The organism is Niallia circulans NBRC 13626, from assembly GCF_001591585.1.
GTDB lineage: Bacteria > Bacillota > Bacilli > Bacillales > Cytobacillaceae > Niallia > Niallia circulans.
On sequence record NZ_BCVE01000013.1, the window covers coordinates 32572 to 46912 of the forward strand.

Sequence of the window (14341 nt, forward strand, 5' to 3'; positions counted from 1 at the left end):
CGTTTTAAATAAGTTTCATCACACCATTAGCAAGGCACGATTTTATTGTTTATTTAGATTCGTTAATTTTAAAAAAATGTAGTTGAGTAGATGATCATCTTGAAGAAAAAATGAACGAAAAAAATCATTTAAATGACTATTTTCTATATAAAAAAGCCATAATGTCAACTTTCGTTCATTTCATTGAACTAATTGGTGCATGGTGATAGAATCATTTCTGAAAGGTAAGCGCTTACTTATAGCGAAGGAGGAAGGACAATGGATATCTCATCCATGATAGATACGAATTGTATTTTGTTTGATTCGACGATTCAATTGAAAAAGGATTTGTTTTCCCGTCTAGCTACTATTCTTGAAAAAAGTGGTTATATATCAAGTAAGAAACGTTTTATAAAAGATTTAGAAAAAAGAGAGAAAGAGTCTCCAACTGGAATGGAAGATGGATTTGGCATACCACATGCAAAAAGTAAAACAGTAAAAAGTCCTGTGATCGTTTTCGCTCATACAGGAAAAATAGTAGATTATATTGCGCTAGATGGTTCACAAGTTGATTGTGTTTTTATGTTAGCGGTGCCTGAAAAAGCAAGTGATATTCATTTAGATATACTTAGCTATTTAGCAAGACAACTAATGAATGATGACTTTAAATTAGAATTAAAACAAGCAAGCAATGCAAGTGATATACAAAGCTTATTAATGAATAAAGGTGGGAGCTCATTATGAAAATTGTAGGCATCACATCTTGTCCAACTGGAATTGCCCATACCTATATGGCTGCAGAAAAACTGCAAAGAACCGCATTAGAAAAAGGTTATGCAACGAAATTCGAGACACAAGGTGTAAAGACAGAGAATGTGCTTTCGGCCGCTGAAATAGAAGAGGCAGATGTAGTAATACTTGCTATTGATAAGATAGTAGAATTGGATCGATTTGTTGGAAAAAAAGTAAAAAAAGTTTCTACAGCAAGAGCTATTAAGGAACCTCATCTTGTTATTGAAGAAGCTATTAATGGAAAGGGAACTTATATTCATCAACAAGAAAGTAACCAGAATACCTCACAGAATTTCCAGAATAAGAAGAGTGTGTATAACCATTTCATGAATGGTGTTAACTATATGCTCCCCTTTGTAATTGCTGGGGGAATTCTAATAGCAATAAGCTTTGCTTTTGGTATTGAAGCATCGGATCCTAACAGTGACCAATACAATGTAATGGCTGGTGCTTTGTCCAAAATAGGTGGCGATACTGCTTTTGCACTCATGGTCCCAGCCTTAGCAGCAGGAATCGCAGTTTCATTTGCAGGAAGAGCAGGATTTGCACCAGGATTAGTAGCGGGTACATTAGCTTCAGCTGGAGGTTCGGGTTTTTTAGGTGGAATGATTGGTGGAATATTAGCGGGATATATTACGGATAAAATAGCAAATAAAATCCATGTAAAAAAATCGTTTCAGGCTATCTATCAGCTCATTGTTGTCCCACTAGTAGCAATTACAGTTGTCGGTCTATCTATGGTGTTTTTAATTGATACACCTATTTCTTGGTTATTAAATACATTAACTAGCTTTTTAAACGGATTAGGAGAAACTTCAGGACTTGTGTTTGGATTATTAATAGGATTAATGATGGCCGCAGATATGGGAGGCCCAATTAATAAATCAATTTCTACTTTTTCTATTGGATTAATGTCTGCAGGTGTAAATGCTCCAATAGCTGCATGTATGATAGCTGGAATGACACCTCCACTTGGATTAGCACTTGCCACTATATTATTTAAACATAAGTTTAATGAGGAAGAAAGAACTTCTGGAAAGTCCTGTTGGATTTTAGGTGCTTCTTATATTACCGAAGGAGCAATTCCCTTTGCAGTCGCTGATCCCATCAGGGTGATTCCTAGTCTAATGGCTGGATCGGCTGTTGCTGCCTCTATTTCAATGGCTTCAGGAGTGACGTCAATGGCACCACATGGTGGAGTATGGGTTATGTTTATTCCAAACGTCATTAACAATCTACCAATGTATCTTCTTGCGTTAGTAGCAGGTACAGTTGTTACAGCTGTCACGGTAGGATTACTAAAAAAAACACCAATTAAAAAGGAACAAAACATATCTAGAGAATTGGAAAACAAAGAAGGGATTGCATAATATGTTATATACAATGAGAGATTTACTAAAAGTGGCAAAGGAAAATCAGTTTGCGGTACCAGCGTTTAATATTTGTAGTTTTGATATGTTGAAATCTATTATGGAAGAAGTAGAAGACCAGAATGCCCCAGTAATTATTGAAATTCATCCAGATGAGATCGCTTATTTAGGAGACCGGTTTATTGCTGCTGTTCGAGAATATGCATTATATAGTAAAGTTCCTGTTGTAATCCATATGGATCATGGAGGAAATATAGATGATGTGATGCGAGCTATCAAAAATGGTTATACGTCCGTAATGATTGATGCCTCATTATCTGATTACGAAGAAAATGTGAAGATAACAAGAGCTGTGGTAGAATTGGCGCATAAGGTGAATGTTTCAGTTGAAGCAGAGTTAGGAACGATTGGAAATAATGGATCCTATGAAGGTGGCTCAAATAAAATTATCTATACTGAACCAGATCAAGCGGTTGATTTTGTTAAACGAACAGGTATTGATACTTTAGCTGTTGCAATTGGAACCGCCCATGGACTTTATCCAAAAGACGTTATTCCAAAACTCAACATTCCATTACTAAAAGAATTAAATGAACGAATAGATATTCCGTTTGTGTTACACGGTGGTTCAGGCAACCCCGATTCTGAAGTCATTGAATCAATTAAATATGGAGTAGGGAAGGTAAATTTATCTTCTGATTTAAAGAGCGTGTTTTTTCATGAGGTTCATCAAGTTTTAGCAGATAATCCAGGCATGTATGAACCAAATCAAGTGTATATTCGGCCGAATGAGAAGGTAAAGGAAGTTGTACGTCATAAATTAAATATCTTGAACACTGTAAATAAGGCTGATTTGTATTAAATGTTATTAATTGGTGTGGACGATTATGTCCATGCCTTTCATGCATTTTAACTAGATTAATAGTAAAACATGGCTTTATTGAAAGGAGGTATATGAATGACAACATCCATACAAAAGGAAAGACAAGATAAAATTGTTAATCATTTAAAAGTAGAAAATTTTATGAAAACTACTGATTTGGTTGAGTTATTAAATTATAGTGAGGCAACGATAAAGCGTGATTTAATAGAATTGGAAAATCAAGGATTAATTCGTAGAACTCGTGGCGGCGCCGTGATTATTGACCGCCGAAAGATAGATATTCCTTATTTAATGAAAGTTGATAAGTTTAATGATGATAAAGAGAAAGAAAGAATGGCAAAATTGGCAAAGGAATTGATTCAAAATGATATGAATCTATTTATTGATTCAAGCAGTACAGCATTACATTTGGTTCATCAATTAAACAAGTTTGAAGGCTTACAAGTGATTACAAATGGAGTTATTACAGCTAGTTTATTATCAGAGTACACATCAGCAAAAGTGAATATTCTAGGAGGTTCGATTGTTCCTAAGCGGTTTACAGTTAATGGGTCTAAGGCATATCATGATGCCCTCACTTATAATGTTGATCTAGCATTTGTTTCTTGTCGTGGCTTTGATTTTTCTGTAGGTGCAACAGAAACAACAGAAGGAGAAGCATTAATAAAGCAATCATTCAGAAAAGGGGCAAAAGAAGTTGTTCTGATGGTAACACATGATAAATTGAATCAGAAATACTTACATCAAAGCTTAAATTGCTCTGATATTGATTATATGATTGTAGACAAACCCTTATCAAAAATAGAACTAGAGGATTTACAAAAACATAAAATATCCGTTTTATATTAAAAAAGAAAAGTCTCTTGTACAGAAAAACTATAAAAGATGAACACATTAGGAAGAGAAAATAAAGTTACTCAAGTAAACATTGGTTGATCGGAATAGAGGATTTAACTAGATAGACAAAAAACTCACCAAGACATGGTGAGCTTTTTGTCCAATTCATTCTTACTCAATCGTCTTCTTCATCGCCTCATACATATTCTCCACATGCTTATCCACTTCATCACGAGACATCCGCAAGCGATTCACCGAACTGCCATAGCCTATTTCTACCTTACCTTCTTTTAACCCTTGAAATATTCCATCGGCAAACTCGTTTAAAGGCTCTCCTGCTGTATGTAACCCAGCTCCGCCTAAATCGGTATTTACTGCTGGAGGGGCAACTTCAATTACTTCTATAGATGTCTCGGAAAGCTGGTGTCTTAAGCTGACAGTGAATGAATGCATCGCTGCTTTGGTTGCTGAATAAATGGGTGCAATAACCATCGGCGTAAAGGCTAAGCCGGATGTTACATTAATAATGGCCGCATTTTCTTTTTCTGAAAAATAAGGTGCAAATAGCATAGACATATGAATAACAGCTTCCATATTAATGGTAATTTCTTTATTGAAATAGCTCCAATCATTCTTTGCATCCGCTTTTAACACATTAAACCGTTGTTGTATGCCTGCATTGTTTACTAATACGTTCACCTTTGGATAATTCGCTGTTACCCATTCAAATAATGCGATGCGGTCAGCTTCCACAGAGAGATCGCTCACATATGTAATCAAGTTAGGATATTTTTCTTTTGCCTGTTGAAGTGCATCTTCCCTGCGGCCACATGCAATCACCGTATTTCCAGCGTTCATAAATCTTTCTGCAAAAGCTAAGCCGATTCCGGCATTTCCGCCTGTAATGAGAATGGTATTATCAGAGAGTTTCATTGGGATTCCTCTTTTCCACTTATTTTATATTCTATTTAATTACTTCCTATTTTCTTTCCTCGATCTTTTCAAGTACCGAGAAATTTTCTCTTCCATTCCTTTTAGGGACTCCTTCATTAACGATATTTCAGTGATTACATCATGTTTGTGATTTTCTATCATGGCAAGGCTTTGCTGGATGGTGCTGTCTCCTTCGATAATCCAATCAATATATTGTTTAATTCTTTTTATCGACATATGCGTATTTTTTTTAACAAATAACGGTTTCAAATAGTGCCATCTTGTTTTCTAAAAATAATTGCCTTCCAGCTTCATTGGGTTCTATCGATGGAAGTAATCCTTGTTTTTCATAATACCTAATCGTTGATTCAGGAATATTAAATTTAGCTGATGTTTCACTGCTATTTCATTCGGAGATCTCCAATCATTGTCGACAATATTAGTATACGGTTTAAACTATGGTTTAAGTCAAGCAGGCTGATGAAAGGGCCCTCAAATCAATAAAAAAAGAGCAAATTATTATTGCCCTTTCTCTTTTCCTTAATTAAATAAATATTTATTTCTGATTTTCTTCCTAATCATGCTAAGAAATGCACATAGGAATGTGGTCTGTGCATAAGTTGTTCGAATGAGCCGAATTCTACTATATTCCCATCTATCAAAACAATAATTTCGTCATAAACAGATAAATTTTCTTTTTCAAAATGATGAGAAACAGAAACAACAGTTAGTTCTTTATCTAGTAAGACTATTTGTTCAATTTCCTTAGCAGTTTCCCTATCTAAAGAGGATGTTGCTTCATCCATAAGGAGAATTTCACGATTTCTTAGAAAGGCTCGTGCTATTTCGATACGCTGTCTCTGTCCCCCAGACAAATTCTTTCCGTCTTCTCCAACTTTATAATCTAGCCCTTTATCAAAAATTACTTCAGTTAGTCCAGCCCGAGAACAGGCATTTATAATATCTGTTTCACTGTAATTTTCTCCGAGTATTATATTATTTCGAAGCGTATCATCAAATAAGAACGGCTTTTGATTAATCATGGATATTGTTTTATAAAAAGAAATTGCATCAACATCTAGAAAGTTTACGCCATCAAGTTTTATAGTACCTTGATAATTTTGAATTCTCTTTTGAAGTATTTTCAATAAGGTACTTTTTCCTGAACCTGAAGGACCGGTAATAAGAATTTTTTTTCCTTTTTTTATTTCAAGGTTTAAATCTGAAAGAATCATTTTATCTCCTATTTTGTATGTGAGATTCTCACATGTTAATGCATCTTTAAAAGAGATTGCTTGATGATTAGCAGGTATATCGGGTGTGCTTTTTATAAAGTTTTGAATTCTATCACGAATTTTTTTGGTAGTTAATATCTTATTATACTCTTCCAATGAATCAAGCGCTGGAGCAATAATAGTATTAGAAAGCTGAATAATTGCTAGAACTGTTCCAATAGTAATAACCCCTCGAGTGGCAAGGATTATTCCATATAGATTAACAAAGAAAAAGCCACAAAGCCCAAAAAAACCTACAATATTATCTGAAAGTACACGCCAATTATTTAATGTCGCAAAACTTCTTTCAACAGTAGAATTATATGTAATATGATCATCAATCATTCGCTTTTCCATACCATATCCTCGAATAGTGTCTATACCTGTAAAAGCATCCTTTACCTTTCCAGTATAAATTTCATTTTTATTTGTCCAGTCTTCTGTTTGATTAACAATCCTTTTTTTAAATAATTGTGGGATAAGACTAGGAATAATAAACACTACTATTAATAGAATAGCCATTGTACTATTAAGAAAGAAAATAGCACTAATAGATATGAAAAAAATTATTAGGTTTAGAATAATTTTTAATAAGGAGTCATAATAGTTGGTTTGAATTAATTTTAAATCATTTAATAAGAATGAAACATAAGATGCAGTATTCTTCTCTTGAAGTAAATTATCTGAATAAATAAAAACTTTAAAAATTTTTTGTTTTAAGGCTGAAATCTTCATAAAAATTATCTGATGTACAGTAAAGTTATATAATGTTTGACTAATCATAATCAAGAAATAACCACCAATAGTAAAGATAATTAAATTTACAAGAGGAAGTTTATTTGCGGCTTCAAAATAATCGAAAACTTCTTTAAAAACAAATGCTTTAAAGGTATTTTCAAATGCTGCAAATGGTAGTAAAAAGATAAAAATAATTAACCATTTTTTATTTATATTTTTAGACAAGTAGTCACCTTCTTTTAAGTTGATTCTTTACAAAAGAATTTTGGTGTTAAAGGAAAATTAAATAATATTATGAATTCTATCTAATTTAGAAACGATATCCTCTATTCTATCATGGTGTTTTGCGATTAAATCGAAAACAATTTTTGTTTCTTCCCTTTTACTCTTACAACTAATCTCTTGATATGGATTTTCATTAGTTCTTTTACATATGACACATCTGAAGCGAGCAATACATAACTCACACTCTTTTCGTTCTTTCATTTTGGAATGAAATATTTCAGGATAACTCATAATTCTTTTCCAGACATAATTTATATCTTCGTTAACTATATTGGTGATTTTTTCAGAAGTATTAACAAATAAATGGCATGGCCAAATGTTTCCATTTGGATCGATAGATAGTAACTCTAAACCAGCTTCACAAAAGTGAAACCAATCTATTTCTTTCGAAAAGAAATAAGATAATATATCAGAAGTGTTAGTTCTCATAAAATAAGATTGTTCATTTAGAAACTCTTCAAAGTCTTCTTCAATTTCTTCTCTAACTATATTATAAACATATTTAGACGTTCCTACTTCCCATACATCATTAACTGCTATATTTGGTATACCAAAGTCACGATAGATTTGTTTAGCAATTTCTTTTTTTGAATAAAGCTGATTAGTAGAAGGAGAATAAGTTGCTTGAATGGAAAGAATTTTATCAGGATTTGTCATTTGGATTTTTTTTACATTATCTAGTATTTTTTCATACGTTGGATTATTTTTAATATCTCTTCTATACTTATCATGAATTTCTTTTGGTCCATCTATACTGACAGTAACTTTAAAATTATACTTTAAGATTAAATTCATAATAGTTGGATTTAATAAATTTGTGCCATTAGTCTGCATCATAAAAGTTAGATGAGGATATTTCTCACAGAAATATTTAATCATCTTAGGATTAAGAGTAGGTTCTCCTCCAAAAAAGGTAATTGATTTAATATTGGTAATATAGTTATCTATCAATTCTGTTACTCGATCAGCAATTATTTCCTTCATAAATAATCTATTATCACCATAATTCCCTTGCCCAGCATAACAATATGAACATCTCAAATTACAGCCATGCGAAACATTAAGCTTAATATTATCAATGCGAGGAGTAAATTTATCAAATATACTATTAACAGGATTCCTATGCTGAATATATTTTTCAATATCTGGCAAAAGTTTCAAAGCTTCACCTTTATAGAGTTTAATGAAACCATTATAAAATTCTTCATTTAAATCATATATATCAAAAGTTAATAAATCAAAAAGTATGCGATTATCTTCATTAATATAAATGTTATATTTGGAGATAAACATTAATATTTCCTCCTTAAATTACAGTTGAAATAATAATTTAGATTAGGGGCGAATTATCTATATATCTGATAAATTAGTAAAACTCCCTCACGATTTCTAAAAAATTGTGAGGGAATCTTCAAAAAGGTCAATAAATTTAACCGCAATTAATTCCATTACAGTTTTTAGAACGAGTAGGTATCTCAAAGTTTTTTTTCTTCATTTAAAATTTCCTCCCTTCTAGTATATTAATGCAAATATAGAATAATTAGAAAAAAAAGTAAATAATAGAAAAAGAACATTCATAAAATATACATAAAATAAATTATTTTGAACTTTTATTGAAAGGTGGGAATCTAACATTTACTCATCATTCTTTCAAATCCCTAACCATTCTTAAAAAAATATGATACTCTCATCATGAGGTGGAAATTTTGGAACAATTAATTTATACACTTTTAGCATATATAAATAATTCTTTAGAAAAGGATATTAACTATTCCATCGCCAATAGTTTCCTGGAAAATATTCATCATATAGAAGGCTATTCTTTAGAAATGGCTGCAGAAGTATGTAATGTAGCCCCATCTACGATTAATCGTTTCTGTAAGCGCATTGGTTTCCGCAACTTTTCGAATCTCCGCAGCAGTGTAGCTTATCAAGGGGGAATGTATGAGGAAAGGGAAAAGAGCTTAACTACAGAAACATTTGAATTAAAACTAAAGGAAAATATCGAGATGATGGAAGGGATTTCTAAGGAACAACTAGACCGTATCATAAAAAAGATTCATGAGTCTAAAAGAATTGTCATACTAGGATTTGAAAAACATCAGATTCAAGCGATGGAGCTTCAAAAGCAATTATTTCTGCTTGGAAAGCTATGTGAATGCAATACGAATTTTTTTAAACAATTGGAAACAGTATCTCATTTGACAGAAGAAGATATGATTATTACGATTTCCATTGAAGGAAACATCCTGACAGAAGCGTTAGCAATCAAAGAAAAAATTAAGGCGGCAAATGGGAAGAAATTACTAATTACTTTTTCAGATCCTGAGAAGCACCAACAAATATTTGAAGAGATAATACAATGTGGAAAAATTGATAATAGTGCTGTGAGTAGTTATACCTTATTACGTTTGTTTGATATTCTTATCTATCACTATCAAAAACGATATCCTTCTTTTTAACTGGTCTGAAAGAGACCAGTTTTTTCTTTTTTGTAAGCGTATCATTATAGGTAGAGATTAGAAAAGGGAGGAAATATATAATGAAGAAAAACGGATTTCCTGAAGGTTTTTTATGGGGGGGAGCTACAGCTGCCAATCAATTAGAAGGTGCGTATAATGAAGGCGGAAAAGGATTATCGATCTTTGATATGGTCACATTCGTTCCAAAGGAAGAACGTGGCGATGATATCGAGATGGATGTGAAAAGCAAAGCAGAATTAGAAGCACTATTAGCTGGCAAAGGCGGGGACAATTTTCCGAAACGTCGCGGGATTGATTTTTATCATCGCTATAAAGAAGATATTGCTCTTTTTGCAGAGATGGGCTTCAAAACATTCCGTCTGTCTATTTCTTGGCCGCGTATTTTCCCGAACGGGGATGACTTGGTGCCAAATGAAGAGGGCTTAGCTTTTTATGATCGAGTATTTGATGAGTTGGCTAAATATGGAATTGAGCCATTAGTGACGCTGTCCCATTATGAAATCCCACTAAACCTTGTTCAAAAATATAATGGCTGGGTAGATAGACAATTAGTAGATTTCTTTGTTCATTATGCTGAAACTGTCTTTAATCGCTATAAGGACAAGGTGAAGTACTGGTTAACGTTTAATGAAATTAATATCTCAACGCTATCCCCTTACATTGGTAGTGGTATTTTAATTGATGAGGTAGAGAATAAAGAACAAGCTATTTATCAAGCTTTACATCATCAATTTGTGGCAAGCTCTAGAGCAGTGAAGGCATGTCATGAGATTATTCCTGAAGCACAGATTGGCTGTATGCTGGCACGTATGGAAGTATATCCGGAAACATGTAATCCAGATGATGTATTAGCAGCATTAGAAGAGGATCAGAAGAATTTATTTTTCACAGATGTTCAAGTGCGCGGATACTATCCAAGCTTTATGCTGAACTACTTTGAGGAAAATAATATTCAGATTGAAATGCTTCCAGGGGATGAAGAGCTGCTTTTACAACATACTGTTGATTTCCTATCTTTTAGCTATTATATGTCTATGGTGGCAAGTGGAGCACCAGATAAGAAAAAAGAAAAAGGTAACTTCTTCTCTGGAGTGAAAAATCCATACTTAGAATCATCTGATTGGGGCTGGCAAATCGACCCGAAAGGATTGCGTATTACGCTAAAGAAAATGTATGATCGTTATCAAGTACCTTTATTTATCGTTGAAAATGGATTAGGTGCGCATGATAAAGTAGAAGAAGATGGTTCTATTAATGATGATTACCGTATTGAATATATGCGGGCACATATCGAGCAGATGAAAGAAGCAATTAAAGAGGGGGTAGATCTCATTGGCTACACAAGCTGGGGCTGTATTGATCTTATTTCTGCCAGCACCTCTGAAATGTCTAAACGATATGGCTTTATCTATGTAGACCAAGACGATTATGGCAATGGAACATTAAAGAGAACAAAGAAAAAATCATTCGATTGGTACAAAAATGTTATTGCGACAAATGGCGAAGAGTTATAATTTATGCCTAGATAAACAGTGCTGTCCCTTTTGGGATTCAGCACTGTTTTTTTAGACTATTTTAGAAAAGGAAGAGCGATATGATTATCAAAAATGATAGATTTTTTAGAATTAATAAACAAATCTTAATATATTGATATAATGAAAATCATGTGTTAAAATGTTCCAGTCAAGCATCTTCATTAGGAGATTTTAGAAGCTATTATGGATAAATGTTGAATAATATTCTAATTTTTCTAATAATACACAACAGTCTAAGAACTGTGGGCAACATTGTTTTTGCCCAAGTGTTTATATAGGCTACATAATACTTATGGTTTATGGAATAGTAATTATATTATATGGGTATAAGGAGAGGTTCAAATGAAATATCTTTCTCTATTTATGGCCGCGTTCCTATTCTTGCTTGCAGGATGCGGGAATTCAGCGGAAGAGAAAAAAGAGCAACCAGTAAAAGAACAAACGAATGCAAAACAAGAAACAAAAGCAAAAGAATTAACAGATGAAGATAAGAAATTTATTGCTTTATTGGAAAAAGGCGAATATCAAACAATCATTGATGAAACAATCGGTCTTGGCAGTGATGCCCAAGTGAATTTTTACTTTTTAGCAAATGCCTTTAAGGCAGTTCCTGATTATACATTAAGTAAAACATATTTGAATAAAACGAAGTATATTCCAGCTGAAATTGAAGATAAAGTAAATAAATTAAAAGAAGATATAGATGCTAACGTGGAGAAAGAGGGAGCTTAATCTCTTTAATCTCGTTAGATAGGTGCTTGACCTCAAATTAAGATGTAATGAAGAACCTTGTCAGAAGATTTCTGGCAAGGTTTTTAATACTTTGGAAAGGATAGCATAAGGCATCAATCAATACTTTTCCTAACACGAAGAAAAAAATAAAAAACAAATCAACAAAAATAAAGTTGATTTGTTTTTCGTTATCCTTCATATGATTTGTAAAAATCGATAGCCTTCTGGATATAAGGCTGTTCTTCTGGTGGTACCTCTTCTTCGTGATAAATGGCGGAAACTGGACATACTGCTTCACATGCACCACAGTCAATACAAATATCAGGATCAATATAAAATTGATCTTCTCCCTTTGCGATACAATCAACAGGACAAACATCTACACAATCTCCTGCTTGTTCATGCATACATGGTGAAGTTATAACGAAAGGCATGGAATCTCCCCTCCCCTTTACTTAAATATTATTAAGATCTTATGCTGAGTAGTACTTCATTCATTCGATTTATATTTTCGCGGATTTTTACAGCACTCAAGTAATCAATTTTATCATGATAGCTTTCAGGCTGTTCTCTTTGCTCATCAATAGACATATGCTGATATTCATCAATGCCCCCTGTTGATGCTTGATAGTCCTCCATTAAGCTAGCTTCCAATTGTTGAACCATATTGTTTAATCTATCAAGACTTTGTGTCATCGAAATGGCTGTGTTGATGATTTCTTCGTCTAATTTTGGAAAGTTATCCATTTTGTTCTTCTGTTCTTGTAAATCATTCTTTACTTGCTGAAGCAAAGGATCTTTGTCAGCATCTACTTTCATATGATCAAGTATTTGTAACGTGTCGCCTATCAATATTTGCAATCTCTTGGAGGCGTTTTCCATGGAAATCCCACCTTTAAGCATTGTATCTATAAAATGGACATAATATCGGCTTTCTATACATCTTACGAGAGTTCTCGCTATTTTCTAGGCGAAATGCGAGTAATCTTTTTAAAATGGCGATGAAAGGATCGCAAATTATTGTAACCCACAGTTATGGCAATTTTGCCAATCGGCAGCTGCCTATTTTTTAACTGATAACACGCCTGTGATATTTGATACTGGGTCAAGTATTCGGTAAAGGTTATATTTGTTATATGAATAAACAGTTTGGAAAGATAATCATAATCATATTGCAGATGCTTTGCTGCGACTTTCAATGCGCAATCTTGACTGTAGTGGCTGTCTACATAAAGCAATATTCTATGAAAAACTTTCATCTATGTTGAGTATGCAACAGGCGTTAATTTAGTGTCCTCTACTAAATTACCACATATATCATAAAGAAAACTTTTTTGGCGATAAATAGACAAATTGGCTGTCCTTTAAATAAATCACATTGCTTTCTGGAATAAAGCCCTTAGAACCTTTTGAAAGAGAAGAAGAAAAGCTAGTAGAAGATCCCATCGAACTTCCAGAGAATTTGGAGAAAATGATGGGAGAAATGCAATCAAACAAACCCTTAAATGAGTGCGAATGGTGGATGCTGACTTTGAAAATCAAGATGAGCGAAGTAGTAATCAATCTCGATTTTTAAAGGAAAGAAAATCAGAGAAAGGTGTATTAGGACTATCAGTATGGTGAAAAAGGAAAGAATTATGTGAAGGTTTGGGGATAAACAGAAAAAGCTCTAGCAAATCGTCATATTTCAGCTAGCCAGAGCTTTTTTATGCAATCAATCAACAATTTCCAAGCCCAATAAAGCGGAAAATTGGATGGCTTGATAGGTAGAAACTTTACACCCTTTTAAATCTGTTGGAGATACAAGCAATGATTGGAAGGTAGATGTACTAATATCAACACCGTTAAGGGAAGTTCTTTCAAAATTTGCTCCATCCATCGTACATTTCTTAAATTCAATCTTTTTAAAGAGACAGTCATAAAAATCAGCAGATTCAACAGGTGAGTCTTGGAATCTAACTTTCTCTAGTTTGGAGCTTCCAAAAGCGGCTAGCCTCAATAAGGAATCAGTAAACTGCACATTTCTTAAACGTGAGTCTGTAAAATCTACCCCCAATAATTTGCAGTTAGTAAATTGGCATTTGTGAATGGAAGAACTATTGAGCTTCGCATTAGAGAAATCACAGTTTTCAAAAATAACGTCTGTTAATTCCATGCCGGAAAAATCAGTATGCATAAACTTACAATTCTTCAGCACCATTTTCGATAACCGTACTTTATTTAATGCTTCTTCTTCAAACATGGAGTGATGCACTTCGCATCCTTCTAACTCTAATTCTTCCTCGTACAATATATCGTGAAAATTTCTTGATGGTAGGTTCGCAGGTATCTTTGGTTCTTCTATTTTCATCTATACTACTCCTTTTCTGTTGCATTCCCGTGTGATAACTATATGAAAAAATAACTTTAATTTAAAGACTGTATTTTTTGTTCTATTTATGTGCAGGTGAAAAATTATAGTTTTTTAAGGTTCAGTTAAGGTATGGAAAACGAACAGTTA

General features: G+C 33.2%; 16 protein-coding genes. 7 read left to right on the forward strand and 9 right to left on the reverse strand.

Annotation, left to right across the window (positions count from 1 at the left end):
* The first annotated feature begins 258 nt into the window (after window positions 1–258).
* The 4 genes from BCI01S_RS15865 (at window position 259) to BCI01S_RS15880 (ending at window position 3873) form a co-directional block, all read left to right on the forward strand.
* Window positions 259–723, forward strand: coding sequence for a PTS sugar transporter subunit IIA (locus BCI01S_RS15865; protein ID WP_061799987.1), 465 nt, complete (start codon window positions 259–261; stop codon window positions 721–723).
* Window positions 720–2141, forward strand: coding sequence for a PTS fructose transporter subunit IIC (locus BCI01S_RS15870; protein ID WP_061799989.1), 1422 nt, complete (start codon window positions 720–722; stop codon window positions 2139–2141). Before BCI01S_RS15865 ends, BCI01S_RS15870 begins: the two co-directional genes overlap by 4 nt.
* A 1-nt stretch (window position 2142) precedes the next feature.
* Complete coding sequence (locus BCI01S_RS15875; RefSeq protein ID WP_047943258.1) at window positions 2143–3003, forward strand: ketose-bisphosphate aldolase; 861 nt, start codon at window positions 2143–2145, stop codon at window positions 3001–3003.
* A gap of 96 nt (window positions 3004–3099) precedes the next feature.
* Entirely contained in the window at window positions 3100–3873 is a 774-nt protein-coding gene (locus tag BCI01S_RS15880; protein ID WP_047943257.1) for a DeoR/GlpR family DNA-binding transcription regulator, read from the forward strand.
* A 159-nt stretch (window positions 3874–4032) separates the two neighbouring features.
* Here BCI01S_RS15880 and BCI01S_RS15885 read toward each other — a convergent pair whose 3' ends face one another.
* From BCI01S_RS15885 to BCI01S_RS15900, 5 genes are all read right to left on the reverse strand, one after another.
* Window positions 4033–4794 carry an SDR family oxidoreductase gene (locus BCI01S_RS15885; protein WP_061799991.1) on the reverse strand — a complete coding sequence of 254 codons (762 nt, stop codon included), beginning with the start codon at window positions 4792–4794 and terminating at the stop codon, window positions 4033–4035.
* Window positions 4795–4833: 39 nt separating this feature from the next.
* On the reverse strand, window positions 4834–5064 hold the full coding sequence (locus BCI01S_RS15890) for a MerR family transcriptional regulator (protein ID WP_235844524.1): 231 nt from the start codon (window positions 5062–5064) through the stop codon (window positions 4834–4836).
* Window positions 5045–5170, reverse strand: coding sequence for a MerR family DNA-binding transcriptional regulator (locus BCI01S_RS26015; protein ID WP_309325788.1), 126 nt, complete (start codon window positions 5168–5170; stop codon window positions 5045–5047). Before BCI01S_RS26015 ends, BCI01S_RS15890 begins: the two co-directional genes overlap by 20 nt.
* Before the next feature lie 202 nt (window positions 5171–5372).
* The gene (locus tag BCI01S_RS15895; RefSeq protein ID WP_061799992.1) at window positions 5373–7031 is read right to left on the reverse strand and encodes an ABC transporter ATP-binding protein; all 1659 of its coding nucleotides are present in this window, start codon (window positions 7029–7031) and stop codon (window positions 5373–5375) included.
* 57 nt (window positions 7032–7088) lie between these two features.
* Complete coding sequence (locus BCI01S_RS15900) at window positions 7089–8384, reverse strand: radical SAM/SPASM domain-containing protein (RefSeq protein WP_061799994.1); 1296 nt, start codon at window positions 8382–8384, stop codon at window positions 7089–7091.
* Between the two features lie 413 nt (window positions 8385–8797).
* Between BCI01S_RS15900 and BCI01S_RS15905 the strand changes: the two genes are divergently transcribed.
* The 3 genes from BCI01S_RS15905 (at window position 8798) to BCI01S_RS15915 (ending at window position 11841) form a co-directional block, all read left to right on the forward strand.
* A complete protein-coding gene (locus BCI01S_RS15905; RefSeq protein ID WP_061799998.1) occupies window positions 8798–9553 on the forward strand; it encodes a MurR/RpiR family transcriptional regulator in 756 nt (251 codons plus the stop codon).
* A gap of 80 nt (window positions 9554–9633) precedes the next feature.
* Window positions 9634–11088: a glycoside hydrolase family 1 protein gene (locus BCI01S_RS15910; protein ID WP_047943254.1), complete on the forward strand. Its 1455-nt coding sequence runs from the start codon at window positions 9634–9636 to the stop codon at window positions 11086–11088.
* Window positions 11089–11451: 363 nt separating this feature from the next.
* Window positions 11452–11841, forward strand: coding sequence for a hypothetical protein (locus BCI01S_RS15915; RefSeq protein ID WP_047943253.1), 390 nt, complete (start codon window positions 11452–11454; stop codon window positions 11839–11841).
* A gap of 188 nt (window positions 11842–12029) precedes the next feature.
* Here BCI01S_RS15915 and BCI01S_RS15920 read toward each other — a convergent pair whose 3' ends face one another.
* The 4 genes from BCI01S_RS15920 to BCI01S_RS15930 form a co-directional block, all read right to left on the reverse strand.
* Entirely contained in the window at window positions 12030–12275 is a 246-nt protein-coding gene (locus tag BCI01S_RS15920) for a ferredoxin family protein (RefSeq protein ID WP_047943252.1), read from the reverse strand.
* A gap of 31 nt (window positions 12276–12306) precedes the next feature.
* The gene (locus BCI01S_RS15925) at window positions 12307–12723 is read right to left on the reverse strand and encodes a hypothetical protein (protein ID WP_061800002.1); all 417 of its coding nucleotides are present in this window, start codon (window positions 12721–12723) and stop codon (window positions 12307–12309) included.
* Between the two features lie 77 nt (window positions 12724–12800).
* The gene (locus BCI01S_RS26370) at window positions 12801–13100 is read right to left on the reverse strand and encodes a helix-turn-helix domain-containing protein (protein ID WP_082810081.1); all 300 of its coding nucleotides are present in this window, start codon (window positions 13098–13100) and stop codon (window positions 12801–12803) included.
* Between the two features lie 455 nt (window positions 13101–13555).
* On the reverse strand, window positions 13556–14191 hold the full coding sequence (locus BCI01S_RS15930) for a pentapeptide repeat-containing protein (protein WP_047943250.1): 636 nt from the start codon (window positions 14189–14191) through the stop codon (window positions 13556–13558).
* Between the last annotated feature and the right edge of the window lie 150 nt (window positions 14192–14341).

Excerpts from the sequence above, each read along its gene's own strand:
- BCI01S_RS26370 (WP_082810081.1), bottom strand. The coding sequence starts at position 13,100 with ATGAAAGTTTTTCATAGAATATTGCTTTATGTAGACAGCCACTACAGT.
- BCI01S_RS15925 (WP_061800002.1), bottom strand. The coding sequence starts at position 12,723 with ATGGAAAACGCCTCCAAGAGATTGCAAATATTGATAGGCGACACGTTA.
- BCI01S_RS15915 (WP_047943253.1), top strand. The coding sequence starts at position 11,452 with ATGAAATATCTTTCTCTATTTATGGCCGCGTTCCTATTCTTGCTTGCA.
- BCI01S_RS15900 (WP_061799994.1), bottom strand. The coding sequence starts at position 8,384 with ATGTTTATCTCCAAATATAACATTTATATTAATGAAGATAATCGCATA.
- BCI01S_RS15865 (WP_061799987.1), top strand. The coding sequence starts at position 259 with ATGGATATCTCATCCATGATAGATACGAATTGTATTTTGTTTGATTCG.
- BCI01S_RS15920 (WP_047943252.1), bottom strand. The coding sequence starts at position 12,275 with ATGCCTTTCGTTATAACTTCACCATGTATGCATGAACAAGCAGGAGAT.
- BCI01S_RS15885 (WP_061799991.1), bottom strand. The coding sequence starts at position 4,794 with ATGAAACTCTCTGATAATACCATTCTCATTACAGGCGGAAATGCCGGA.
- BCI01S_RS15880 (WP_047943257.1), top strand. The coding sequence starts at position 3,100 with ATGACAACATCCATACAAAAGGAAAGACAAGATAAAATTGTTAATCAT.
- BCI01S_RS15930 (WP_047943250.1), bottom strand. The coding sequence starts at position 14,191 with ATGAAAATAGAAGAACCAAAGATACCTGCGAACCTACCATCAAGAAAT.
- BCI01S_RS15870 (WP_061799989.1), top strand. The coding sequence starts at position 720 with ATGAAAATTGTAGGCATCACATCTTGTCCAACTGGAATTGCCCATACC.
- BCI01S_RS15910 (WP_047943254.1), top strand. The coding sequence starts at position 9,634 with ATGAAGAAAAACGGATTTCCTGAAGGTTTTTTATGGGGGGGAGCTACA.
- BCI01S_RS15875 (WP_047943258.1), top strand. The coding sequence starts at position 2,143 with ATGTTATATACAATGAGAGATTTACTAAAAGTGGCAAAGGAAAATCAG.